Origin of the sequence: Streptomyces sp. NBC_00440, assembly GCF_036014215.1 — a bacterium.
Lineage (GTDB): Bacteria > Actinomycetota > Actinomycetes > Streptomycetales > Streptomycetaceae > Streptomyces.
Map to the genome: position 1 here is coordinate 3,840,001 of NZ_CP107921.1, position 24,823 is coordinate 3,864,823.

The following is a 24,823-nucleotide window of genomic DNA, read 5'->3' on the forward strand; positions in this document are numbered from 1 at the left end:
GAATGAATTCCGGCATGCCGAAATTCTCCCCGACAGGAGATCGTGCTGAGTTTGTTTGCCGCATGAGCGGCGGGAGTGGCTGTCGCAGAACCGTTCCGGCCCCGTGACAACTCGAAGAACTTTACAGAGCCGCGGGTGGTGCGTCAACCGGCCCGGGCGTCCATGTCAACCCCATTGTTCTGTCCCGGCGTTCAGGCCGTCCATCCGGTCGCGATCGGTCAGTCGAGATCGGTGAGACGGCCGCCGGCGTCCGGCTGGGCGTCCTCCACTCTGCGCAGCAGGATGGTCAGGATTTCCCCGAGGGCCCCGCGGTCCCGGTCGGTGAGGTCCTGGAGCAGGTCCTCCTCGAAGTTCGTGGCCATCCGCATCGCCTCCAGCCACTTCGCACGCCCTTCGTCCGTCAGCTCGACGATGACGCGGACCCGGTTGCTCTCGTCCCGGTCGCGGGTGACCAGCCCCTCCCCGGCCATCCGGTCGATGCGGTGCGTCATCGCGGCGGGGGTGAGGCCGAGGCGCTTCGCCAGCTCCCCCGGGCCCATCCGGTACGGGGCGCCCGCCAGCACCAGGGTCTTCAGCACCTCCCACTCGGTATTGCTGATGCCGAGGTCGGCGAGCTGGCGCCCGTAGGCGACGTTCATCCGCCGGTTCAGCCGGCCGAGCGCCGAGACGACCTTCTCGACCTGGGGGTCGAGGTCTCGGAATTCGCGCTGGTAGGCGGCGATCTGCTCGTCGAGGGTCGGCTCCTGCGGGCCGGGGGACTCAGGCATGACGGGGAGTATCCCATGTAACTCGTTGGCGTCGAAGTCCTTCGATGTGTATTGTTGAGGTTCTAACTTTACTATTGAAGTCTTCAACTTCGAGAGGTGGTGAGTGGTGACCAAGGCGATGGGTGCCGCGATGCGTCGGATCCAGACAGGTACCGCGCTGAGCGCGTTCGGCATCGGGTTCACCGTTCCGTATCTGTACATCTATGTGTCGCAGGTGCGGGGACTCGGATCGAGTACGGCCGGGGCCGTGCTCGCCGTCTTCGCGGTGGCCGCCCTGGTCGTGCTCCCCTTCACCGGCCGTCTCATCGACCGCCGGGGGCCGCTGCCCGTCCTGGTGGGGGCCGCCGCGCTGGCCGCCGTCGGTGCGATGAGCATGGGCCTCTCGGCCGGCGTGGCGACGGTTGTGCTGTCGGCCGCCCTGCTCGGCGCGGGGACGGCCGTCATGCAGCCGGCCCTCGCCACGATGATCGTCTGGTGCTCCACCCCGTCCACCCGGACCCGCGCCTTCACCATGCAGTTCTTTCTGCAGAACCTGACGCTCGGTATCGGCGGACTCGTCGGCGGCCAGATCGTCGACGCGAGCCGTCCCAGCAGCTTCACGCTGCTCTTCACCATCGAGGCCGCGATGTTCCTGGCGCTCGCCGGGATCGCCGCGTCCGTCCGGCTGCCGCGCGCTCCGGGGCTGGAACTGGCCCCGCAGCCCAAGGGAGGCGGAGTGCGCGCGCTGCTGCGGCACCGCGCCATGGTGCAGCTCTGCGTGCTCGGCTTCGTTGTCTTCTTCGCTTGTTACGGACAATTCGAGTCCGGGCTTGCCGCTTACGGGACCGAGGCTGCCGGAATTCAGCCCTCGACGCTCGGAATCGCGCTGGCCGCCAATACGGCCGTGATTGTCGTCGCGCAGTTCGTGGTGCTGAAGGTCGTGGAGAAGCGGCGGCGCTCACGGGTGATCGCCGCGGTGGGTCTCATCTGGGCCTTCGCCTGGGTCATCGCGGGGTACGCGGGGCTGGGTCACGGCAGCCAGGCGATGGCGACTGCCGCGTTCATCTCGACGTACGCGCTGTTCGGGCTCGGTGAGTCCATGCTGTCCCCGACCGTTGCACCGCTCGTCGCCGATCTGGCGCCCGATTCCATGGTCGGTCAGTACAACTCGGCCTTCGCGCTGGTCAAGCAGCTGGCGCTGGCCATCGGGCCCGCGGTCGGCGGGCCGATGGGGGCCTCGGCACACCTGCTGTACATCGCGACCTTCGTGGTGTTCTCCCTCGGGATCACCACGCTGGCGCTGCGGCTGGGGCGGCGGCTCACCCCCGTACAGAACAATCCGTCGCTCGGACACGGTTCGCGGGTCGTGGCGACACATCTGCCGGAGCCCGCGGCCGCACCGCACTGACAGCCGGCACCCGGCGCCCCGCACCCCGCAGAGGGGCGGGGCTACGGGCGTGGGCCCGGCCGGTCCGCGGTGTTCTCGGGGAGCGCGAACTCGCACCAGACAGCCTTCCCGCCCCCCGGTGTACGGCGGGAGCCCCAGGACGAGGCGATCGTCGCGATGATCGAGATACCGCGGCCCGCCTCGTCAGCGGGTTCCGCGCGACGGCGGCGCGGCAGATGGTCATCGCCGTCCGTCACCTCGATGATCAGCCGGCGATCGGTCCTGCGCAGCCGCAGCCGCATCGGCGGGGTGCCGTGCTGGAGAGAGTTGGCGACGAGTTCGCTGGCGGCCAGGACGCCCAAGTCGTGAAGTTCCACGTGAAACCTCCAGGACGTCAGCACGCCGGAGGCGAAGGCCCGCGCGCGGGGAGCCGCCTCCACCCCGCCCAGCAGGTCCAGCGCCGCGTTGTGGAACAGCTCGGCCGCCGCACCCGTACGCGCGGGGTGCTGGACGACCAGGACCGCGACGTCGTCGTCGTGCTCGGCCGTGACACCGAGCGAGCGGATCAGCCGGTCGCAGACGACCTGCGGGGCACCGGACGCACCGGACAGCGCGCGCTCCAGAGCGGCCACGCCCTCGTCGATGTCCTCACCCCGGCGCTCCACCAGGCCGTCGGTGTAGAGCACGGCGGCGGAGCCGGGCGGCAGCGCGATCGAGTCCGACGTGTGCTGCCAGCCGCCCGTCCCGAGCGGTGGACCTGTCGGGTCGGCGGCGCGGCGTACCGTGCCGTCCTCGTCCCTGACCAGCACCGGCAGGTGGCCTGCCGATGCGTAGACCAGGCGTCCCTCGTTGGGGTCGTGGACCGCGTAGAGGCAGGTGGCGATCTGGTTGGCGTCGATCTCGGAGGCGAGGCCGTCCAGCAGCTGGAGGATCTCGTGCGGCGGCAGGTCCAGCCGGGCGTAGGCACGGACGGCCGTGCGGAGCTGGCCCATCACCGCGGCGGCCCGGACCCCGCGGCCCATGACATCACCGATGACCAGGGCCGTACGCCCGGCGCCGAGGGTGATCACGTCGTACCAGTCGCCGCCGACGGCCGCGTCCGTGCCGCCCGGCTGGTAGGTGGCCGCGATGCGCAGGTCGTCGGGCTGTTCCAGCTCCTGGGGGAGGAGTGAGCGCTGGAGGGTGACTGCCGTCTCGCGCTGTCTGCGCTCGCTGGTCCGCAGTCGTTCGGCTGCGTCGGCGTGGTCGGAGACATCGGCGGCGAAGACGAGGACCCCGCCGTTCTCCGGGAGGTTGGGGACCGGAGTGCAGGTCACTGTGTACGAACCGGCGCCCGGACCGGCCTGCACCCGGCGGGACTTGACGGTACGAGGGGTCCCGCTGCGGAGCACCTGGTCCATCAGCGGGAGGAGCCCCAGCTCGGCGAGTTCGGGCAGTTCGTCGGCCGCGCACTCGCCGGTGGAGCGGGGGCCGAAGGCCGCGGTGTAGGCGTCGTTGACGTAGGCCACGCGGTGCTCGGTTCCGTACACCAGGGCGACCAGCGCGGGCAGGCTGCCGAGGATCTCCCGTACGGACAGCTCGTCCAGCGCCGGGAACCGGTCGGTGTCAGCGGTCAACTCGGCTTCCCGGCCCGGGGGACGGCCGGACTCACCGCGGGCTGCTGGCACGGAACTGTGGTCGGTCCGCGCGGCGGCGCGGCGCTGTGTTCCGGGGAGCCGGGCGCTCCAGCGCGTGAAGTTCACTGCTTTTCAAGCCTCGTTTGTCGTGACGGGACGGCTGGGACCTGCTGCTCACCCGGCGGGGGATCCGGGTCGTACGGGGTGTTCTGTGCGGGTCTGTGCCCACCTATGGTCACACGCCCAGTGTGACCGCTGACACTGTCGGCGTCAGTCCCGCTTCGGGCGGTCGCCGCCGGCGGCCCATTCGAATTCGGCCCGCGGGTGTTCCAGCGAACCGAGCGAGACGATCTCGCGCTTGAAGAGTCCGGCGAGCGTCCACTCGGCGAGAACCTTGGCCTTCCGGTTGAAGGTGGGTATACGGCTGAGGTGGTACGCGCGGTGCATGAACCAGGCAGGGTAGCCCTTCACCTTCCGCCCGTAGACGTGGGCGACACCTTTGTGGAGACCGAGCGAGGCGACCGAACCCGCGTACGCGTGCTCGTAGTTGCTGAGGGGCCTGCCGTGCAGTGAGGCGACGATGTTCTCCGCGAGGACCTTCGCCTGGCGCACGGCGTGCTGTGCGTTGGGGGCGGTCTCCCTGCCGGGCTCGTCCGACGTGAGATCGGGGACCGCTGCCGCGTCGCCCGCCGCCCAGGCGTGGGCGGTCCCTTCGACGGTGAGCTGCGCCGTGCAGCGCAGTCGGCCGCGCTCGTTGAGCGGGAGGTCGCTGGCGGCGAGGACCGGGTTCGGTCTGACGCCCGCGGTCCAGACGAGGGTCCGGTTGGGGAAGCGGGCGCCGTCGCTCAGCACGGCGACCCGGTGGTCGCAGCTGTCCAGACGGGTTTCCAGGCGTACGTCGATGTTTCGGTTGCGCAGCTCGCGGATCGCGTACTCGCCCATCTCGTGGCCGACTTCGGGGAGGATGCGGTCGGCGGCCTCCACCAGGATCCAGCTCATGTCGTCGCGGTCGACGTTGTGGTAGTAGCGGGACGCGTAGCGCGCCATGTCCTCCAGCTCGGCGAGCGCCTCGACCCCCGCGTAGCCGCCGCCGACGAAGACGAAGGTGAGCGCGGCGTCGCGGATCGCGGGGTCGCGGGTCGACGAGGCGATGTCCATCTGCTCGATGACGTGGTTGCGCAGGCCGATGGCCTCTTCGATGCTCTTGAAACCGATGCCGTACTCGGCGAGGCCCGGGATCGGCAGCGTGCGGGACACGGAGCCCGGCGCCAGAACGAGTTCGTCGTAGGCGATCTCTGTCGCCCCGGTGCCGGCCTCGGAGCCCGCGAGGGTCGTCACCGTCGCGATGCGCTCGGCGTGGTTGACGGCCGTGGCTTCGCCGATGACGATCCGGCACTTGTCGAGGAGCCGTCTGAGCGGCACGACGACATGGCGGGGCGAGAGGGAACCGGCGGCGGCCTCGGGGAGGAACGGCTGATACGTCATATAGGGGTCGGGAGTGACCACGGTGATCTCTGCTTCGCCGTCCTTCAGCTTCCGCTGGAGACGCAGCGCCGTGTACAGACCCACATAGCCGCCGCCGACGACGAGAATGCGCGTGCCGGTCCGGTGTCCCTGGCCGGGCCCGGGGTTCGTCTCGTGGGAGAAGGGAGCAGTCACTGTCCCATGAGGCAACGGGCGATCGACTTTGTCCACAGGCCCGACAAATTGTGTGACCGGAGAACACCGGTGTGCCGCAGCGGAGTGTTTCCCCTCGTGAAGGGAAGGGCCGCAGGTCAGCGGGTGGGAGGGTGAGCGGACACCGGGGTGGAATAGGGAGAGTCCAGGCCCATACTCCGATCGGGGGGCGCTCCGTGCGGAACTACCCCCTTCTGAATCGCCCCTTGCTCAACTATGTTCGTAGTTCGCCGGGGTGTCGGGTCTGCGCCCCGGGGGGACCAGGCGGGGAGTCTCCGGGGGGAGACATCATTACCGGGGGATCGCATATGCACATTCAGGACGCTCGTTGGCAGGCCGCTGTCCCGGCTGAGAGCAGCGGACGGGCGGGCACACGCTCGGCGCCCCTTCGCGTGGACGCACAGCGCAATCTGGAACACGTACTGCGGGCCGCCCGCGAGGTGTTCGGCGAGCTGGGGTACGGCGCGCCGATGGAGGACGTGGCGCGCCGGGCGAGAGTCGGCGTGGGCACGGTGTACCGGCGGTTCCCGAGCAAGGACGTCCTGGTCAGCCGGATAGCCGAGGAGGAGACCGCTCGGCTGACGGAGCAGGCCCGTACGGCACTTGGGCAGGAGGACGAACCGTGGTCCGCGCTCTCGCGGTTCCTGCGGACGTCGGTGGCTTCGGGTGCGGGACGGCTGCTGCCGCCCCAGGTGCTGCGCGTGGGGGTGGCCGAAGCGGCCGAAATCGACGACGCGGCGCTCGGGGGCCCGGTGCCGGGCGGACCGGGCACCGCCCCGGACGAGACGCGCGTACCGCATCAGCGGTCGGCCCCCCGGGTCGCCGACGGGCCGTCGGCGACCGGCGCGCTGCCCGGTTTCTCGGCCGAGAGCGCGGGGGCCGTTGAGCTGCTGGAGGTCGTGGGCCGGCTGGTGGACCGGGCGCACACAGCAGGTGAGTTGCGGGGCGATGTCACCGTGGCGGACGTGCTGCTGGTGATAGCCACCGCGGCGCCGACACTGCCCGACTCGGCACAGCAGGCGGCCGCGTCCTCACGGCTGCTGGACATCCTGCTGGAGGGCCTGCGGTCGCGTCCGGCGTGAGGGTGAGGGTGAGCGGGGGCTGACCGTTGGCGGTTTGACGGTTGCCCGTTGGCGGTTTGACGGATGGCGGATGAAGGCCGGCGGGCGGCGGCGTGCCCGCGTCGGCAGCACTCGGGCGGCGGCGTCCGGGGCGGGGACACCTGCGTCGCAGTCGGTCGGCCTCGCCGTCGGCTGTCTCACGGTCGGCAGCTCGTAGTCAGCAGTCCTCGCGATCGGCTGTCCTCGCAGTCGATCGGCAGTCCTCGCCAGTCGGCTCTCTCGCCGTCGGCCGCCTCGGCGCCGCCCATCCGGGCTCTGGGGACAATTAGTTGAGCCTTCCCCTAATGGGTGACGGTTAGTGCTCCGATTCGGGAAGACTCCCCGGATGAGTGGTTGCCGGATGCGAGTGGCCGGTTGCAGTCCTCCTTGTGTCAGTCTTGGCCGGTGTTCTGGTCCGAGGTATGTACGGGGGCTTTCCGCGATGAGCGTTGAAGGGCGGGACGAGCCGCTCGGCGAGGCCGGCGGGGCGCATCGGCTGCCCGGGCAGGGCCCGGCACAGTCGGCCGGGAAGGCATCCGGGCAGGGCGGGCCTCCGGGCGGCGAACGGTCGGCCAGCGTGCCCCAGCAGCGTGAGGGCGGCGGCAGCGGGGTGCTTCCGCCGCCGCGCTCCCTGGACCTGCCGCCGTCGGACGCCGAGCTGATCGCGCAGATGCGGCTCGGCACAGAGGACGCAGAGGGCGCAGAGGGCACCGGCGGCTCGGACAGCGTCGACAGTGCCTACGAGGAGCTGTTCCGCAGGCACTCCGACGCGGTGCGCCGCTATGCCCGTACCTGCTGCCGCGATGCGCACACCGCCGACGACCTGACGGCCGAGGTGTTCGCGCGCACCCTGCAGGCGGTACGGGGCGGGGCAGGACCCGAGCAGGCGGTGCGGGCGTATCTGCTGACCACCGTGCGCCGGGTCGCCGCGGCGTGGACGAAGACCGCCAAGCGCGAGCAACTGGTCGAGGACTTCGCCGTCTTCGCCGACCAGGCCGCCAGGTCCTCGTCGTCCGAGGTGTCCGACCAGGACACGCTGGACCTCGGCGCCGATGTCCAGGCCATGCGGATAGCCGAGAAGTCACTGGCCATGGAGGCGTTCCGGTCGCTGCCGGAGCGCTGGCAGGCGGTCCTCTGGCACACCACCGTGGAGGAGGAGTCCCCGAGCGACGTCGCCCCGCTGTTCGGGCTGACGGCCAATGCCACCGCGGTCCTGGCCAGCCGGGCCCGTGAAGGGCTCAAGCAGGCCTATCTCCAGGCCCATGTGAGCCAGACGCTCACCGCGGGCGGCGACTGCGCGCAGTACGCCGACCGGCTCGGCGCGTACGCCCGCGGCGGCCTGCGGATGCGGGCCGAGCGGGGGCTGCGGAAGCATCTGGAGGAGTGCGCCAAGTGCCGGCTCGCGGCGGGCGAACTCAAGGACGTCAACGCCGGGATTCCCGGGCTCGTTCCGATCGCGGTCATCGGCTGGTTCGCCGGAGGGTCCGCCCTCAAGGCCGCCGGGCTCGTCGCGGGCGGCGCGGCCGGGGCCGCCGGAGCCGCGGGGGCAGGTGCCGCCGCGGCGTCGGGCGGGAGTTCGGCGAGCGGCGGCGCGGCTGCCGCCTCCGAAGGGCTCGGCGTGCCCGCCAAGGCCGGGATCGCCGCCGGTGTCGTCGTCGCGGCGGCCGCCGGCCTGGCGTTCGCACTGTCGGGCAGCGACGCTCCCAAACCGGCACCGCACGCCGCGCCCCCGGTCGCGCAGCCCGTCGTACCGCCCAAGCCCACGCCGCCGTCCCCGCACCCGAAGGCACCGCCCGCTCCCCCGGCGCCCGCGCCCAAGCCCACCCCGAAGCCGAAACCCACGCCGAAACCCCCCAAGGCCGCGCCCGAGCCCCCCAAACCGACACCGACGCCGACACCCGAACCCACACCACCGCCGAAGCCCACCCCGACCCCGCCACCGCCGCCGCCCGCACCGGCCGTCTACCAGGTCGCCGCCCTCGCGTACTCGCTCGTCGGCGACCACACCGAGCCCGAGCTCAGCCTCAAGGACAGCGGCCCGGTGTGGCAGCGGCATCAGTTGTCCATGCGGGGGACCCAGTACAACCGCGGCATCAGCGTGCACGCCCCGTCCAGCGTGACCGTCCAGCTCAACCGCCAGTGCTCCACCTATGAGGCGCTGGCCGGTCTTGACGACATGTCGCTCGGGCTCGGTGCGGTGCGCTTCTCGGTGTACGGGGACGCGACCCGGCTGTGGAGTTCGCCCGTGGTGCACGGCAGGGATCCGGCCGTGCCGGTGCGGGTCGGGATCGCCGGTCACCGGACGCTCCGGCTCGTGGTCGAACGGAGTGGACCGTTCGGCTCGGTGGCGGTGGCCGACTGGGCACAGTCACAGATCAGCTGCCGCTGACCGGGCCCGGCCCCGCCCCCGCGCCCGCCCCCGGGGATTGCTCCGCCGGCAGTTCCAGTGACTGCTTCGGCGACAGGTCCGGAGGCCGTGGGGACATCGGAGACCGTGGAGACAGCGGAGACAGTACGGAGTCGAGCAGGGCGATGGCCTCGTCCGGCCCCAGCCGCTCTCCCGCCACCCGCTCCGCCTCGTACCGCTGAACGCCGAGCACCGCTCGGGCCCGTTCCCCGTACTCCGCCGCATCGGCCGCCTCGGGGACCGGACGGATGCTGTCGCCGAGCCAGCCGGTGGCGGCGGCCAGCAGGCGTACGGCGGTGGAGTGTTCGCCCAGTGCCGACAGTTCACCCGCCGCCGCATCGGCGACATGCGCGACGACGAGATCCGAGCACTGCTGTGCGCGAGCGGTGCGCAGTGCGCCGAGCAGCAGCCGCAGACCCGCCGCCGGGCCCTGCTCGTACGCCACCAGCCGGCCCTCGGTGCTGTCCAGCAGCACCGTGAACTGCGGCGGCGGCGCGCTGTGCCCGAGATCCTTCCTGAGGCCGTCGAGGATCTCCCGGGACCGGGCGTGCTCGCCCCGGGCCAGCGCGAGGTCGGCCCGCAGATAGCGGACGTACGCCTGTGCGTCCTGGGCTCCGTACCGCTCGGACTCCAGGGACGCCTGCTCGACGATCGCCTCGGCCCCCGCCATGTCTCCGCTGCGGTACCGGAGTTCGGCGAGCCGGGCCAGCAGGAACGGCGCCTCCATGTGCGCGCCGACCTCACGGGCCAGCCGCAGCGCCTCCTCGAAGGCCTGCCGGGTCGCCTGCCAGTTGCCGCGCGCCATACCGGCCTCGCCCGCCGCACTCGCGACCTGTGCGCGCATCCAGCGGTCGCCGACGCGGCCGCTCAGTGCGCGCAGTTCGGCCAGGTCCGCGTCGACGCCGCCCATGCCGCCGGGCGTGTCGACCCGCATGTGGGTGCGGAACATCAGCACCACCCCGATCTCCCACTCCCCGCCGTATGTGCGGCAGTTGGCGACCGCGGCGTTCAGCCCATCCGACGGGTCGGCGTGCTCGTCCCTGAAGAACGCCGTGAACGGCCAGAGCAGCCCCGGCATCCGGGCCGATTCGGGGCCGCCCCCGCTGAACGCCTCATACACGCGTCCCACCAGTTCCTGGGTCAGCGGATCGCGCAGCTCCTCCCGCAGCTGGGTCTCCATCGCCATGAAGAGCTGGAAAAGGCGCAGCCGCATCCGCGGCCAGTACCGGGGATCGGTCCGCGCGTCCGGGTCCTCGCCGAGCGAGGCGGCCTGCCGGGTCCAGTCGGCTCCCTCCGCGCGGTAGTTGCGCAGCCACCAGAACCAGCCCATCGCCTGTACGAAGCGGAGCGCGGACGGTTCGTCGCCGGTCTCGACGGTGTGGCGCAGCGCGGCCCGGATGTTGTCGAGTTCGGTCTCGATCCGGCGGATCCAGGGCAGCTGGTCACCGGATCTGATGAGCGGTTCGGCCTCCTCGGCGAGGGCCAGATAATGCGCCGTGTGCTCGCGCCGGGCCGTGACCAGGGACTCCGGATCCTCCGCGGCGCGCTCGACCGCGTACTCGTGGATGGTCTCCAGCATCCGGTAGCGCATCCCGCCGTCAGCGGGGGTGGCGACGATCAGGGACTTGGCGACGAGCGCCGCCATGGCGTCCGGGCCGCCGCAGACCGCTTCGGCCGCGGACAGGTCCCAGCCGCCCGCGAAGACGGATGCCCGGCACAGGGCCGTACGCTCCCGCGCGTCCAGCAGCTCCCAGGACCAGTCGACCACGGCCCGCAGGGTCTGCTGGCGGGGCAGTGCGGTACGGCTTCCGCTGGTCAGCAGCCGGAAACGGTGGTCGAGCCGGTCCGCGATCTGGCGTGCCGTGAGCAGCGGGACCCGGGCAGCCGCGAGCTCGATCGCCAGCGGGAGGCCGTCCAGCCGCCGGCAGATCTCGGCCACCGCGGCGGGGTCGCCTTCCGGGTCGTAGGAGGGGCGCACAGCGCGGGCGCGCTCGGTGAAGAGCAGGTGGGCGGGGTCGGGTAGCAGTGGTTCCACGGGCCGTACCGCTTCTCCCGGTACCCCGAGAGGTTCGCGGCTGGTGGCGAGAATCCGAAGGTCCGGGCAGTGGGTGAGCAGCGTCTCGGCGAGCCGGGCCGCGGCCTCGACGAGGTGTTCGCAGTTGTCCAGCACGAGGAGGAGCGGGCGCAGCGAGCAGTACTCGACCAGCCTGGCCACCGGGTCGCCGGGCAGCGTCTGCTTCTCGTGGGTGATCAGTACGGTCTCGCGCAGCCCGAGGGCGGTGACGGCGGCGCCGGGGACTCCACCGGGGTCGTCGAGCGGGGCGAGTTCGACCAGCCAGGCGGGTACGGCGGCGGCCGGGGCGGCTTCCTCGGCGAGCCGGGTCTTCCCCGAGCCGCCGGGCCCGGTGAGGGTGACGAGGCGGTGACGGGCCAGATCGTCCCGGACTGCGGCGAGTTCGGACTCACGGCCGACGAAGGAGGTGAGCCGGGGGCGGAGGTTGCCGGGGGGCGGGGTGGGTCCCGGTGCGGGGGTGTCGGCGGGTGCGGGTGCGGGTGCCGGTGTGGGGGCGGGTGCCGGAGTCGGCACTGGTGGAGGGGTGGGTGTGCCCGGCAGGGGTGTTGGCGTCTGCGTCTGCGTCTGCGTCTGCGTCTGCGTCTGCGTGAGGTTGCGGGATCCGCTCAGCAACTCCACGTGCAGAGCGCGCAGTTCCGGACCCGGGTCGGCGCCCAGGCCGTCCGCGAGCGTGCGGCGGGCCGTTTCGTACGCGATCAGGGCGTCGGCGGACCGCCCCGCCACGCGCAGTGCGCGGACGAGCTGGGCGTGGAACGCCTCGTCGTACGGATGGGCAGCGGTCAGACCGCTCAGTTCGGGGACGAGACCGTCCGTGGCGCCGGACCGCGGGGCGGCCTCGACGCACCGCAGGTCGGCCTCGATACGGTGCCGGTGCGCGGAGAGCCGCAGCGCCTCCGGGCGTACGGCGTGTGCGCGCTCGGGCAGATCGGCGAGCGCCGGGCCGCGCCACAGCGCCAGGGCCGCGCGGAGGGTCCGGGCGGCCTGCGCGGGGTCGCCCGATGCGAGTTGGGCGGTGCCGGTCCTGGTGGTGCGCTCGAAGACGTACAGGTCGACGTCGTCGGCGGCTGCTTCGAGGCGGTAGCCGTCGGTGACCGAGGTGATCGCCTCCCGGCCGAGCGCGCGGCGCAGCCGGGCAACGAGTGCCTGGAGCGCGGCAGGCGCGTCCTGGGGCGGGTCCGCACCCCAGACGTCGTCGATGAGCACGGAGGCCCCCACCGCGCCCCCCGGACGCAGCGCGAGGGCCGCCGTGAGGGCACGGAGCCGGGCGCCGCTGATGGGGACGGCGGTGCCCCGGGGGTCTTGGGCCGCGGTGGCGCCCAGGATGAGATAGCGCACGGGGCCATTGTCGCCCGCAGCGCCCGGGGCCGCCGACAGACCCAGGGCCTGATCCGGACAACGGGCCCGAACAGGAACGGGAGCCCCCAGCCCTCAACAGCCAGACCCCGACCACCAGCCCTCAACAACCAGCCTCCAACTGCCGTCCCCGACCACCAGCCCTCGACAACCGGCCCCCACCTGCCGGCCCCTAAAGGCTCCGCCGCGGTACGACCCCGCCCGCCACCGCCCGCTGTTTCGGCGCAGCTGTCCCGGTCCAGCAGCTGCCGCGTCGGGCCAGCAGTCTGCGCAGCCACAGTTCCGTGGAGACCAGGTCGGCCAGCCCGTCGAGCGGCAGTCGCTCCCCCTCCGCGGCCGCGCGCAGCGCCTTGCGGACCACGCGCGCCTCGATCAGGCCGGCGTCCGCGAGCAGCGGGGCGTCGAACAGGGCGATCAGCGAGGGGAGCGAGGCGCGCAGCCCCTGCTGGAACGCGGCCCTCGCGGTGGTGTGGGACGGGGCGCCCCAGCCGTCCGGCAGCTCGTGGATGCCCGCGCCCGCCAGCACCGTACGGAGGATCTCGGCCCGGGCGCCGGGCTGGACCCGCAGCGATTCGGGGAGCAGCCGGGCCGCCCGTACGACCTGGTTGTCGAGGAACGGCGCGTGCAGCCGCTGGCTCCGTACCTCCGCCGCCTGTTCGAAGACCCGGTGGTCCGCCGCGTACCGGGCGAGCGCGGCGCGGGCGCGGGCCTCGCCGGGGCGCTGCACCGAGGTGGGCCGCAGCGCCGACTCCTGGAGGCGTACGGAGACTTCGGCGAGCGCCTCACCGGTCAGCCAGCGGGCCGCCGGCCCCGGCCGTGACCAGGTGAGGGCCGACAGTGAGGCGTCCAGCGTCGAGCCCTCGGCGGCATACAGGACATCACGGTCGCGCAGCCGGACGGCCGCCGCCTCGATGCCCGTGCGGTACGGAGTACGGGCCAGTCTGCGGGCGGCGCGGTAGACGGTGAGAGGAATGAGGACCGAGCCGTCCGCCTTGGCCAACGCGGCGACCGGCTTGACCAGATGACGTCTGCGGCGGTCCATCAGCAGGTCGGCCAGGCGCGCGGGGTGCGCGTCGAGCACCTGCCGTGCGCCGTCGCCCACCAGGTGGTCCGCACTGCCGGCGGTGAGCCGCAGGCGGTGGCGCTCCGATGTGATCAGCGAGGGGCCCGGCTCGTCGGTCAGCGGGCCCGACTCCAGATCGGCGTACGGCAGGGCCTCTTCGCCGCCCGCGACGACCACGTGGTGCAGTCTCGGATTCGCCGCGATGGCGCCCGCCCGTTCCAGCTCGGGCGCGTGACCCCGTGCGGACAGGTCGTTGAAGGTGACCGCGAGGAGGCGTTCGCCGGCGCCCGTGCCATGGCCGAGGATCGTGCCCGGCACCCCGGGCAGTCCGGCCGCGAGAAGCGTGAGGGTGGCTGATGCACTGCCTCCGGAGAGGTCGGCGCCGATTCCCGCGGCGGGCGCCGGGACCCCGCGCGCGGCGCGCCGTTCGGCCGGGCCCATCCCCGGTACCGGTCCCGGGTCGGGCGGCAGCGTCTCGGGGGCGTGGCGCGGCGCGGTGAGCCGGGCGCGTACGGCTTCGACGAGCGCGTCCCGTACGCCGTCCACGGCCCGGTCCGGGTCGACCTGGGCGGCGGCCACGGCGAGCGAGGCCACCTGTTCGTACCCGGTGATCTCCCGGGAGCCGTCGCGCAGGATGAGGGCGTGGCCCGGCGGGATGCGCCGCACCCCGGCATAGGGCGTCGAGTCGCGCAGCGCCTCCGGCACGTCGGGGCAGGCGAGCAGAGCGGCCAAGTGGCCGATGTCCAGCTGGGCTTCGACCAGGTCGGCGAGGGGGAGGGCCGCGGTGGCGTACGCGGTGCCGTTGGCCCAGGGGGTGTGGAAGACGGGCCGCGCACCGGCCAGGTCGCCGATGACGGTGACCCGGCGCCCGGACTGCACGACGACCGTGTAACTGCCCGCCCAGGCGGTGAGATGACGCAGCGCTCCCCCGCGCGCGGCGAACAGGCCGACCCGCAGTTCCTCGTCCGTCGCGGCGCAACAGCCCAGTACCGCAAGGCGGGTGAAGGGGTCGACCGTGATGACCCGCACCTCGTCCGGCCGCCAGTCACCGACCGCCCAGAGGGGGTCGGGATCGCCCCACAGCAGCTGCGAGCCCACGGGGTGGACCGTGCGCCCCTCGTCAACGCCGCCCACCGAACCGGCCGTGCCGAAGCTCGCGGCAGTACTGCTCCACCCCACCAACCACCGCATCGCCGCCTCCACAGGCTGTGGACAACTGAACGCCGAGGGCGTTCAGCACCATGCTGCCATGACAACGGCGTACCGGAGGGGGTACGGAAGCGCGCACCCAGATGCGAATGCGCCCCCGGCAAAGGCCATTCGGTCTTGCACAACGAGGGTCGTCATCCGGCCATTCTGGCGGAGTGGCATCTGTGCGGGAACGGTGACCGAAGGCCGTACAGCGCTTCGGTCCGGGAGACGCCGCGCGCCTCCCGGACCGGTCGGCCGCCCGCGGGGATTGAGGCGGCCGTATCCCCCAGCCCACTGGATCCTGTGCAGTGGACCGACCCACGCACTCCACATGGAAGACCTCGCCGAACGGCCGGACCAGAGCGCACGGCCGGGCGCACGGCCACACACCGGGAGCACGGGCCGCGGTTGAGAGCGCTCCGCGCGGGCAATAATCCCGCCATCCGGAACATCACCCCTTAACGGTAGGGATGCGGCGAACTACGCTGGGTTCACGAATGCCGTGCACGGCTTCTCGGACAAGAGGAGTTGCCTCGACACGGCGGCCGTCTGTGTGTCGAGGGGTGGCGCATGTCCAGGGAGCTACGCGGGCCGAACGACAAACTCGGCACCGTTCTCGCCATCGCGGGAATCAGCAACGCCGGACTGGCGCGACGGGTCAACGACCTCGGCGCCCAGCGCGGCCTGACGCTTCGGTACGACAAGACGTCCGTGGCCAGGTGGGTCTCCAAGGGCATGGTGCCCCAGGGCGCCGCGCCCCATCTGATCGCGGCGGCGATCGGCGCCAAGCTGGGCCGGCCCGTACCGCTGCACGAGATAGGACTCGCGGACGCGGATCCGGCCCCCGAGGTCGGGCTCGCCTTCCACCGCGACGTCAGCTCGGCCGTGGTGTCGGCGACCGATCTGTACCGGCTGGACCTCGCGGGGCGCCGGGCCGGGAGTGGCGGGATATGGCAGTCGCTCGCCGGATCGTTCGCGGTCACGGCATATGCGACACCCGCTTCGCGGTGGCTGATAACACCCGCCGACTCCTCGGTGGAGCGGGGCGCCGATGAGGTGGCCGACCCGGCCGCGCTGCGCGTCGGGCACAGCGATGTGACCAAACTGCGGGAGGCCGCCGAGGATGCCAGGCGCTGGGACTCCAAGTACGGCGGCGGGGACTGGCGTTCGTCGATGGTGCCGGAGTGCCTGCGGGTGGACGCGGCTCCGCTGCTCCTCGGCTCGTACTCGGACGAGGTGGGCCGCGGGCTCTTCGGCGCGACCGCCGAACTGACCAGGCTCGCCGGGTGGATGGCGTTCGACACCGGCCAGCAGGAGGCCGCCCAGCGCTACTACATCCAGGCGCTGCGGCTCGCCCGCGCGGCCGCCGATGTCCCGCTGGGGGGATATGTCCTGGCTTCGATGTCGCTCCAGGCGGTCTACCGCGGCTTCGGGGACGAGGGTGTGGACCTCGCGCAGGCGGCGGTCGAGCGCAACAGGGGCCTCGCGACGGCCCGCACGATGAGTTTCTTCCGACTGGTGGAAGCACGGGCCCACGCGCGCGCCGGTGACTCCGCGGCGGCCGGCGCGGCACTGAAGGCGGCGGAGGGCTGGCTGGAGCGCTCGCGCGAAGGCGACGCCGATCCGTCCTGGCTCGGCTTCTACTCGTACGACCGCTTCGCCGCCGACGCCGCCGAGTGCTACCACGACCTCAAGGCCCCGCGTCAGGTGCGGCGCTTCACCGAGCAGGCGCTGTCGAAGCCGACGGAGGAGTTCGTCCGCTCGCACGGGCTGCGGCTGGTGGTGAGCGCGGTGGCGGAGCTGGAGTCCGGCAACCTCGACGCGGCGTGCGCCGCGGGCACCCGGGCGGTGGAGGTCGCGGGGCGGATCTCGTCGGCGCGCACCACGGAGTACGTACGGGATCTACTGCACCGTCTTGAGCCGTACGGCGACGAGCCGAGAGTGGTGGAGTTACGCGAGCGGGCCAGACCACTCCTGGTGGCGCCCGCGTAGAACGGTCCTCCCCCCTGGTTTGAGGGCATTGTCAGTGGGCCAGTGCACTATCGGGGTGGGAGGAGGTGCGATGTCTTTCGGGAACGGCAGCATGCGTGGCTACAGCGGTGGCTTCGACTGCGACGTGCTGATCATCGGCGGCGGGATCGTCGGGCTGTCGACGGCGTACGCCCTGACGCGGTCCGCGCCGGGCACGCGGGTCGTGGTGCTGGAGAAGGAGCAGCGCACCGCCCGCCATCAGACGGGCCGCAACAGCGGGGTCATCCACAGCGGGATCTACTACCGGCCCGGCTCCCTGAAGGCGCGGTTCGCGGTGCGCGGCGCGGCCGAGATGACCGAGTTCTGCGCGGAGCACTCCCTGCCGTACGAGGTGACGGGCAAGCTGATCGTCGCGACGGAGCGGGACGAGCTGCCCCGGCTGCACGCCCTGGCCCAGCGCGGCCGGGAGAACGGGATTCCGGTGCGGGAGCTGGGCCCCGCCCAGATCGCCGAGGACGAGCCCGGGGTCCGGGGACTGGCCGCGATCCGGGTCGCCACCACCGGGGTCGCCGACTACGGCGCGGTGGCCGCGCGCCTCGCGGAGCTTTCGGAGGCGGCGGGGGCCGAGGTCCGGTGCGGGGCCGAGGCCGTCCGGATAGCGCGGCGCCCGGAAGGCGTCGCGGTCGCCACGTCCGACGGGGCGGTGATACGGGCCCGGGCCCTGGTCAACTGCGCGGGACTGCACTGCGACCGGGTCGCACGGCTGGCGGGCGACGACCCGGGGATGCGGATCGTGCCCTTCCGGGGGGAGTACTACACACTGACCCGCCCCGGCCTGGTGCGTGGCCTCGTCTATCCCGTGCCCGACCCCGCCTTCCCCTTCCTCGGTGTCCATCTGACCCGGGGCACCGACGGCACGGTCCACGTCGGACCGAACGCGGTACCGGCACTGGCCCGCGAGGGGTACGACTGGGGCACCGTGCGCCCCACCGAGCTGAGTACGACGCTGGCCTGGCCCGGCACCTGGCGGATAGCGGGCCGCCACTGGCGGTACGGGGCGGGCGAGCTGCACCGCTCGCTGTCGAAGCGCGCCTTCACGGAGGCGGTGCGGCGGCTGCTGCCGGCCGTCGAGGAGACGGATCTGCGCCGGGCACCGGCCGGGGTGCGGGCCCAGGCGGTCCTCAGGGACGGCACGCTGGTCGACGACTTCCTGATCCGGGAGGCACCGCGCACGGTCCATGTGCTGAACGCCCCCTCACCGGCCGCGACGGCATCCCTGCCGATCGGCCGCGAGATCGCCCGCAGGGCGCTGGCCTCGGTGGGGGTACGGACCTGACCGGGCGGCGGGGGTATGGAGCGGCACCCGGGGCGGAAGCTACGCCGGGGCCGTACTGCGGCCGGGGGCCGTGGAGCTCCAGGCCCCTACAGCGCAGCGCCGGGGTCACAGAGCCCCCGGGGTCACAGAGCCGCCGGAGCGTGGAGCGCCGGGACCGTGGAATCGCGGGACCGTAGAATCGGGGGCACTGTGTCCGATCTTCTGAACCCCCCACCAGAGCCCTCGCCGCCCCAGCGCGCCAAGGGCGAGCCGCGCTTCCCCGGCGGGCCCGCGGCCGACCCCGCGGGCTCGCACCACGAGCGCCGGATCCGCAGCTTCCAGCCGCGCCGCAGCCGCGTCACGACCGGCCAGGCCGACGCCCTGGAACGGCTGTGGCCGCGCTGGGGCCTGGACATCGACGGACAGCGGGTCCTCGATCTGCCCACCCTGTTCGACGGTCTCCCCGTCGTCCTGGAGATCGGCTTCGGCATGGGCGAGGCCACCGCTCAGATGGCCGCGGCCGACCCGTCGACCGGGATCCTCGCATCCGATGTGCACACCCCCGGCCAGGGAAACCTGCTGCGTCTCGCGGAGCGGAACGGCCTGTCCAACATCCGGGTGGCCAACGGCGACGCGATCATCCTGCTCCGCGAGATGCTCACACCGGACTCACTCGCCGGACTGCGCGTGTACTTCCCCGACCCGTGGCCCAAGAGCCGCCACCACAAGAGGCGGCTGATCCAGCCCGAGTTCCTCGACCTGGCCGCGGCCCGGCTCGCACCGGGCGCCGTCCTGCACTGCGCGACCGACTGGGTCCCGTACGCCGAGCAGATGCTGGAGGTGCTCACCGAGCATCCCTGCTTCGAGAACACCACGGCGGACGGCGGCTACGCACCGAGGCCCGGCTTCCGGCCGCTGACCAGATTCGAGGGCCAGGGACTCGACAAGGGCCACGCGGTCCACGACCTGCTGTTCCGCCGCAACGACCGCCCGAGCGGCCACAGCACCGACTAGGGCCTTTCGTTTGGATCAGTCCGGGCCGAGCGCGGCCGGTCCCGGCACGGAAACCCAGTACGGCGTCGCGGTTGTCAGTGCCGCTCGTTAGGCTCAATCGGGTGTACGAGTCGAGCGTGCCGCCCGGGGCGGCCCATCCGGTGGTCCCGGTGTACGAGGAGCAGCCGCGCTTCGACGCCGTTCCACCGCGTGCACACTGGCGCTACGCCCCCCGCAGGGACTTCTGGCGGAGCAAGGCGCTGCGCGCCACAGCGGTGATCATCGTCCTCGCCATCTGCGGCCTGCTGATCCTCTCGCTGGTCCGCGAACAGACCGGGACCGAGGGCTTCCTCGTCGGGATGGGTCTGGCCGTGCTGCCGGTGCCGCTGCTCATGGCGGCCTTCCGCTGGCTGGACCGGGTCGATCCGGGGCCCTGGCGGAACCTGATCTTCGCCTTCGCCTGGGGAGCGTGCGCCGCCGCGCTCGTCGCGATCATCGCCAACTCCTTCGCCACGCACTGGATAGCGACCGCCACAGCGGATCCGACGAGCGCGGACACCCTCGGGGCGAGAGTGGTGGCGCCGATCGTCGAGGAGAGCGCGAAGGCCACCGCGATCCTGCTGATCTTCCTCTTCCGCAGGCGCCACTTCACCGGGGTCGTGGACGGTGTGGTCTTCGCGGGCTTCACCGCGACCGGCTTCGCCTTCACCGAGAACATCCTGTATCTGGGCAGCGCCTTCGGTGAGGACAAGTCGCTGGGGTTCTCGGGCGTTCCGTCCGTGACGGCGGCGACCTTCTTCGTCCGGGTGGTCCTCTCGCCGTTCGCCCACCCGCTGTTCACCGTGCTGACCGGCATCGGCTTCGGCATCGCGGCGCTGGCCGCCGAGGACCAGCGGCTGCGCAGGACCGGACCGCCGCTGCTCGGTCTCCTCTGCGCCATGGGCATGCACGCCCTGTGGAACAGTTCGTCGGCCTTCGGCACCTATGGCTTCTATCTGGTCTACGGCGCTTTCATGCTCCCGGTCTTCGGGATGATCACCTGGCTGGCGATCTGGACCCGCCAGCGGGAGCTGCGCACGATATCGGCCGAACTGCCCGCGTACGCGGCGGCGGGCTGGCTGGCCCCCGCGGAGCCGCTGGCGCTGTCGTCGATGCGGGCGCGCGCCATGGCACGCAGCTTCGCGGCGCGTACGTTCGGCGGAGGGTTCGGCGCGACCAGCCCGCATCTGGGCCCCCACCCGGCCCCGTACGGCCCAGGCCCGAACAGCTCAGCCCCGTACCCCTCCGGTCCGCACCCCTCCAGTCCGTACGGCCGGAGCCCGTACCACCGGCCGCCGGCGCACGCCGACGCGAAGTCACGGGCCAAGGCCGCGTCCCGTGCGGTCTCCGAGTACGAGGCCTTCGCGACGACCCTCGCCTTTCTGCGGCACAGGGCCCACCGGGGCGTGGTGGGCCCGGACTTCGAAGCGCGCGAGCAGGAGCTGCTGCACCACCTCTGGCAGCGCAAGGAGATCGCGGGGCCCGCGCTGCTCTACGCGGCGGAGGCGACCGGGCGGATACGGGTGCCGCCACCGCATCTGCACTACGGCGGCTACAACCCGTACCAGCACTGACCCCCACGGCACCCCGGCCGGATCCGGTTCGTGGCCGATCCGCTTCCGGGCCGGATCCGGTTCGTGGCCGGATCCGGTTCGTGGCCGGATCCGGTTCGTGGCCGGATCCGGTTTCTCAGGCGGAGGCCGCGGTCAGCTCCGCCACCTCGGCGTCGGTGAGCTTCAGCTCGGCCACGGCCGTCAGCGCGGGCAGCTGCCCGACCGTACGCGCCGAAGCGATCGGCGCGACGACGGTCGGCTGAGCGGCCAGCCACGCCAGGGCGACGGTCGCCACCTCGGCGCCGTGCGCCGCGGCGACCTTGTCGAGCGCGGCCAGGACCTTCGGTCCCCGCTCGGTCCCCAGGTGCTGGGCCGCACCGCCGGCCCGCACACTGTCGACGTCCACACCGGGCCGGTACTTGCCGGTGAGGAAGCCGGAGGCCAGCGCGTAGTACGGCACGGCCGCCAGACCGTGCCGGGCCGCCGCGTCCTGGAGCCCGCCCTCATAGGTGTCACGGGAGACCAGGTTGTAGTGCGGCTGGAGAGCGACGTACCTGGCCAGCCCCTCCTTCTCGGAGAACGCCATGGAGGCGTCGAGCCGCTCGGGAGACACATTGGACGCGGCGATGGCGCGCACCTTGCCCGCCTTCACCAGCTCGTCGAGGGTGGAGATGATCTCCTCGACCGGCACGGACGGGTCGTCGAAGTGCGTGTAGTAGAGGTCGATGTAGTCGGTGCGCAGCCGACGCAGCGACTCGTCGGCTGCGGCCCTGATGTTCGCCGGGGACAGCCCCTTGTACTGCGGATGCGCGCCGACCTTGGTCGCGACCACCACGTCGGCCCGGTTACCCCGTGCGGCCAGCCAGTTGCCGATGACGGTCTCGGACTCACCGCCCTTGTTGCCGGGCACCCAGGCCGAGTACGTGTCCGCGGTGTCGATGAAGTTGCCGCCGGCGGCCGTGTAGGCGTCGAGCACGTCGAAGGACTGCTTTTCGTCGGCGCTCCACCCGAAGACATTGCCACCGAGGGAGAGCGGGAAGACCTTGAGGTCGGAGGAGCCGAGTGAGCGGAGAGAAGTCATATGTCGGTCAACCCCGCGGCGGCCCGGCACTATTCCGCTGGTCCGGCGCTGTCCCGCTGATCCGCCGGTGTTCCGCAGGACCGGCCGTACGCGGGGGCCGGACCGGCCGGGTGCCCGCACACAGCGGACCGGCAGCCCTGACGCCGGGGGGATGCCGTCAGGACTGCCGGGGTGCGGGTCGCCGTGCAGCGGCGGTACGCGCAGGGGCGGGGCCGCGGTTACAGGCTGAGAGTACGGGCTGAGAGTTACGGGTTGAGGCCCTTGCCCTGGAGCCAGGTCATCGGGTCGATCGGGTCGCCGCCACCCGGCCGGACCTCCACGTGGACATGCGGGCCGGTGACGTTGCCGGTGGCTCCGACCCTGCCGATGACCTCGCCGGTGCTGACCTTCTGGCCGGCGCTGACCCCCAGCGAGGACTGGTGGCAGAACCACAGCTCCGTACCGTCGTCGAGCGTGATGACCGTGCGGTAGCCGTACGCCCCGGCCCAGCCGGCCGACTTGACCGTCCCGCTGTGCACGGCCTTGATCGGGGTACCGGTCGGGGCGGCGAAGTCGAGGCCGGTGTGGTGGCCCGACGACCACATCGAACCGCCGTCGTTGAACCGCGAGGTGAGGGTGTACGAGGAGACGGGGAGCGAGTAGCTGGCCGCCAGCTTGGCGAGCCGCTCCTTCTCCGCCTTGGCCTTGGCCTCCGCCTCGGCCTTCTTCTTGGCCGCCTTCTCCTTGGCCGCCGCCTCGTCCTGCTTCTTCGCGGCCTCCGCCGACGCCTTGTCCGCGGCTGCCTTCTCGGCTGCCGCCTTGGCCTCGTCGTCGACCGCGCCCTGCTGCTGCTCGGCCTGCTGGAGGATCCGGGCGCGGAGGGCCTCGCCCGCGTCCCCGCTGCCCTTGCCGGTGGCCGCAGCGGTGCTGAGCGCCGCGTCGGCGGCGCCCGTCTCCGTACCGCTGTGGTCCGACGAACCGCCGTCGAGGTCGGAGATCAGCGTCCCCACGCCGGGCAGCGACTCGGCATCCGGCAGCTTGTCCTTGACGGACTGCGGAAGGTCGGGGAGGGAGATCGCGACCGGCGGCTTGCTCTGGGCGCTGGCCATGCCGCCCGCACCGACGGCTGCGATCACGCCGACGCCGAGCACCGTCGAGCTGCGGGCGAGTCCGCCGCGCTGCTTGGCGACCCGGTGTTTACCGCGGACCGAACGGAGGGAATCCTCAGTGGGGTTCCACTCGTCGAATGTGCCGCCGTCCTCACCGCCGAAACCGGGAGCATCGTCGTTCGGGAAGTAAAGCGTTTCGGGGGCAGGGTTGTTGGACGCCACGGAGGCGCACTCCTTTCCTTCCTTACCGCCTACCGGGTTAGCTGACGGGTTCGGAGCAGGAAGGTCTCCTACGGGCAGCCCTTACGGAGAAGCCCGATTCACCCCAATTGGTGGTTCCCCGGTTCCCTTGCGGGATTCGGCGCGTGCGCACGGTGCCGCCTCTTGCGACGACTGGGACAACCGCGCTGCGTTATCGAACGTTAATAGACGCGAGGGCCGGATTCCAAGCTGTTCCGACTGATCGTTAACGGCTTTGGCCTGTACTTACCGGGGCATAAAGGGGCGGATTCGGGCGACTTGATCACCCTTCAGAAGCCACCGGGAAACATCGAGATTCTGATAGTGCGTCAAATGTTATGCGGTGTTGTGCAGAGGGGTGCTCTTCGATTACGGATCGTGTTGTTCGCGGTGGATGATCTCCACGGTCCTGCGCCGGTCCGGCTGCCCCTGGCCCGGACGGCCCACCGCGAGCAGCGCCATGTCGTCCGTGGAGCGCCCGCCCGTGTGCAGCCGCACGTCGTCGGTCACCGCCGTCAGCAGCTCATCGGGCCCCGGGAAGATCCGGCCGCGCAGCCGCTCCTGCGGCTCGTAGAAGGCCCCCTGCGCGTTCCTCGCCTCGGACAGGCCGTCGGTGTAGAGCAGCAGCGTGGCCCCCGGCGGGAACTCCGTCTCGTCCGCCTGGTCCGGCCAGGCCGCCAGATCGGCCAGCCCCAGCGGCAGGGCGGGATCGGCCGGCGTGAGGAGGTGGATGCCCCCGTCCGCGTACAGCAGCAGCGGCTCGGGGTGGCCCCGGTTGAGCAGCCGGATCAAGCCCTGATCGCTGCGCGGGATCTCGGCGAGCGCCGCCGTGGTGAACCCCTCGAAGGCGTCAAGTCCCTCCCGCCGCACGCCCTCACGGGTCAGCGCACGCTCCAGCCGCTGAGCGACCCGCTCGATCGTCACCTCCTGCTCGGCGGCCTCCCGGAAGGCCCCGATCACCACAGCCACAGCCTCGACGGCGCCGAGCCCCTTGCCCCGTACGTCACCGATCACCAGCCGGACCCCGTACGGGGTGTCCTGCACGGCGAAGAGATCGCCGCCGATGAAGGTGCCGGCCTGCGCCGCCTCGTACCGCGCCGCGATGTGCAGCCCGGCGATCCGCTCGGAAGGCACCGGCAGCACGGCGCGCTGCGCGGTCTCCGCCACCACGCGCGCCGACGCGAGTTCTTCGCCGCTGACCCGGATGACGCGGTTGATGATGAGGGCGACGACGGACACCGTGACGACGGTGATCATCTCCGTGATCGCCGAGGCCTTGGCCGAGGTGTCGTCGTAGCCGTGCAGCCCCACGACCGCCAGCACCGCGATGATCCCCGTGATCAGCGTGGCCCGGTACGAGAAGAGCGGGGCCGCGATCACCGGCGCGGCGACGAAGAACGGGGCAGCGGTGAACGCGGACGGCGTCAGCTGGTCGAAGGCCACCCCGCCCGCGATCAGCACGGCAGGCAGCGCCCGGACGAACCTGCGCGCCCGGCCCGAGTCCTCTCGCTGCCCCACCAGTACCCTCCTGCCCGGTCCGTAAAGCGGCGGACGGTACCGCGCCCCACCAGGCTGGCCGCACCGACGCCGGTGTGCGATTCGGCGTCGGCCAAGTGGGGGAGAGCGGGGCGGGGCGGTGGTGAGAAACGACTGAAGGCCCAGCACGTGAGTGCTGGGCCTTCGATCTGAGTAGCGGGGACAGGATTTGAACCTGCGACCTCTGGGTTATGAGCCCAGCGAGCTACCGAGCTGCTCCACCCCGCGTCGGTAAACCCAACTCTACGCCATGCGCGGGGGTGGTTCTGACCATGACCCGGCACCCCGCGCCCACGGCAGCCGGCCGGCCAGGGTGGCGACGGCAACTGCCCGGTGGCTGAAGGCAGTTCGGGCCCACCCACCTGACGTACACCCCTCCCCCCACGCGCACAG

15 protein-coding genes, 1 tRNA gene and 1 riboswitch are annotated in these 24,823 nt (G+C 72.1%); of the genes, 7 read left to right on the top strand and 9 right to left on the bottom strand.

The features are described from left to right. Positions 1-218: 218 nt before the first annotated feature. Positions 219-767: a MarR family winged helix-turn-helix transcriptional regulator gene (locus tag OHB13_RS17300; protein WP_266855440.1), complete on the bottom strand. Its 549-nt coding sequence runs from the start codon at positions 765-767 to the stop codon at positions 219-221. A gap of 118 nt (positions 768-885) precedes the next feature. Between OHB13_RS17300 and OHB13_RS17305 the strand changes: the two genes are divergently transcribed. Then, positions 886-2,154 carry an MFS transporter gene (locus OHB13_RS17305; protein ID WP_328380314.1) on the top strand — a complete coding sequence of 423 codons (1,269 nt, stop codon included), beginning with the start codon at positions 886-888 and terminating at the stop codon, positions 2,152-2,154. Positions 2,155-2,195: 41 nt separating this feature from the next. On the opposite strand, the gene OHB13_RS17310 is transcribed toward OHB13_RS17305, so the two are convergent. Together OHB13_RS17310 and OHB13_RS17315 are read right to left on the bottom strand one after the other, a co-directional pair. Beyond that, a complete protein-coding gene (locus tag OHB13_RS17310) occupies positions 2,196-3,749 on the bottom strand; it encodes an ATP-binding SpoIIE family protein phosphatase (RefSeq protein WP_405755968.1) in 1,554 nt (517 codons plus the stop codon). Between the two features lie 270 nt (positions 3,750-4,019). Continuing rightward, on the bottom strand, positions 4,020-5,408 hold the full coding sequence (locus OHB13_RS17315) for an NAD(P)/FAD-dependent oxidoreductase (protein WP_406069454.1): 1,389 nt from the start codon (positions 5,406-5,408) through the stop codon (positions 4,020-4,022). A 326-nt stretch (positions 5,409-5,734) separates the two neighbouring features. Between OHB13_RS17315 and OHB13_RS17320 the strand changes: the two genes are divergently transcribed. Continuing rightward, entirely contained in the window at positions 5,735-6,508 is a 774-nt protein-coding gene (locus OHB13_RS17320) for a TetR/AcrR family transcriptional regulator (RefSeq protein ID WP_328377714.1), read from the top strand. Positions 6,509-6,968: 460 nt separating this feature from the next. Further along, on the top strand, positions 6,969-8,915 hold the full coding sequence (locus OHB13_RS17325; protein WP_328377715.1) for a sigma-70 family RNA polymerase sigma factor: 1,947 nt from the start codon (positions 6,969-6,971) through the stop codon (positions 8,913-8,915). Here the strand turns inward: OHB13_RS17325 and OHB13_RS17330 are convergent. After that, positions 8,902-12,342, bottom strand: a complete 3,441-nt coding sequence (locus tag OHB13_RS17330) for an AfsR/SARP family transcriptional regulator (protein ID WP_328377716.1) — start codon at positions 12,340-12,342, stop codon at positions 8,902-8,904. The genes OHB13_RS17325 and OHB13_RS17330 overlap by 14 nt on opposite strands. A gap of 190 nt (positions 12,343-12,532) precedes the next feature. Further along, positions 12,533-14,614 (bottom strand): asparagine synthase-related protein, encoded by a 2,082-nt coding sequence (locus OHB13_RS17335; RefSeq protein WP_328377717.1) that lies wholly within the window; start codon positions 14,612-14,614, stop codon positions 12,533-12,535. Between the two features lie 570 nt (positions 14,615-15,184). On the opposite strand from OHB13_RS17335, the gene OHB13_RS17340 reads away from it, so the two are divergent. The 4 genes from OHB13_RS17340 (at position 15,185) to OHB13_RS17355 (ending at position 20,506) form a co-directional block, all read left to right on the top strand. Next, positions 15,185-16,606 carry an MFS transporter gene (locus OHB13_RS17340; RefSeq protein ID WP_328377718.1) on the top strand — a complete coding sequence of 474 codons (1,422 nt, stop codon included), beginning with the start codon at positions 15,185-15,187 and terminating at the stop codon, positions 16,604-16,606. A gap of 70 nt (positions 16,607-16,676) precedes the next feature. After that, positions 16,677-17,921, top strand: coding sequence for an L-2-hydroxyglutarate oxidase (gene lhgO / locus OHB13_RS17345; protein WP_328377719.1), 1,245 nt, complete (start codon positions 16,677-16,679; stop codon positions 17,919-17,921). Positions 17,922-18,110: 189 nt separating this feature from the next. Then, entirely contained in the window at positions 18,111-18,914 is an 804-nt protein-coding gene (trmB, locus tag OHB13_RS17350) for a tRNA (guanosine(46)-N7)-methyltransferase TrmB (protein WP_328377720.1), read from the top strand. Between the two features lie 101 nt (positions 18,915-19,015). Beyond that, a complete protein-coding gene (locus OHB13_RS17355) occupies positions 19,016-20,506 on the top strand; it encodes a PrsW family intramembrane metalloprotease (protein WP_405752726.1) in 1,491 nt (496 codons plus the stop codon). A gap of 115 nt (positions 20,507-20,621) precedes the next feature. Here OHB13_RS17355 and OHB13_RS17360 read toward each other — a convergent pair whose 3' ends face one another. The 4 genes from OHB13_RS17360 to OHB13_RS17375 form a co-directional block, all read right to left on the bottom strand. Continuing rightward, entirely contained in the window at positions 20,622-21,566 is a 945-nt protein-coding gene (locus OHB13_RS17360) for an aldo/keto reductase (RefSeq protein WP_328377721.1), read from the bottom strand. A 245-nt stretch (positions 21,567-21,811) separates the two neighbouring features. Then, entirely contained in the window at positions 21,812-22,876 is a 1,065-nt protein-coding gene (locus OHB13_RS17365; RefSeq protein ID WP_328377722.1) for a M23 family metallopeptidase, read from the bottom strand. 11 nt (positions 22,877-22,887) lie between these two features. After that, a riboswitch (cyclic di-AMP (ydaO/yuaA leader) is annotated at positions 22,888-23,028 on the bottom strand. Between the two features lie 235 nt (positions 23,029-23,263). Further along, positions 23,264-24,493, bottom strand: a complete 1,230-nt coding sequence (locus OHB13_RS17370) for a PP2C family protein-serine/threonine phosphatase (protein ID WP_405945343.1) — start codon at positions 24,491-24,493, stop codon at positions 23,264-23,266. 91 nt (positions 24,494-24,584) lie between these two features. Next, a tRNA-Met gene (locus tag OHB13_RS17375) sits at positions 24,585-24,658 on the bottom strand. Positions 24,659-24,823: the final 165 nt, after the last annotated feature.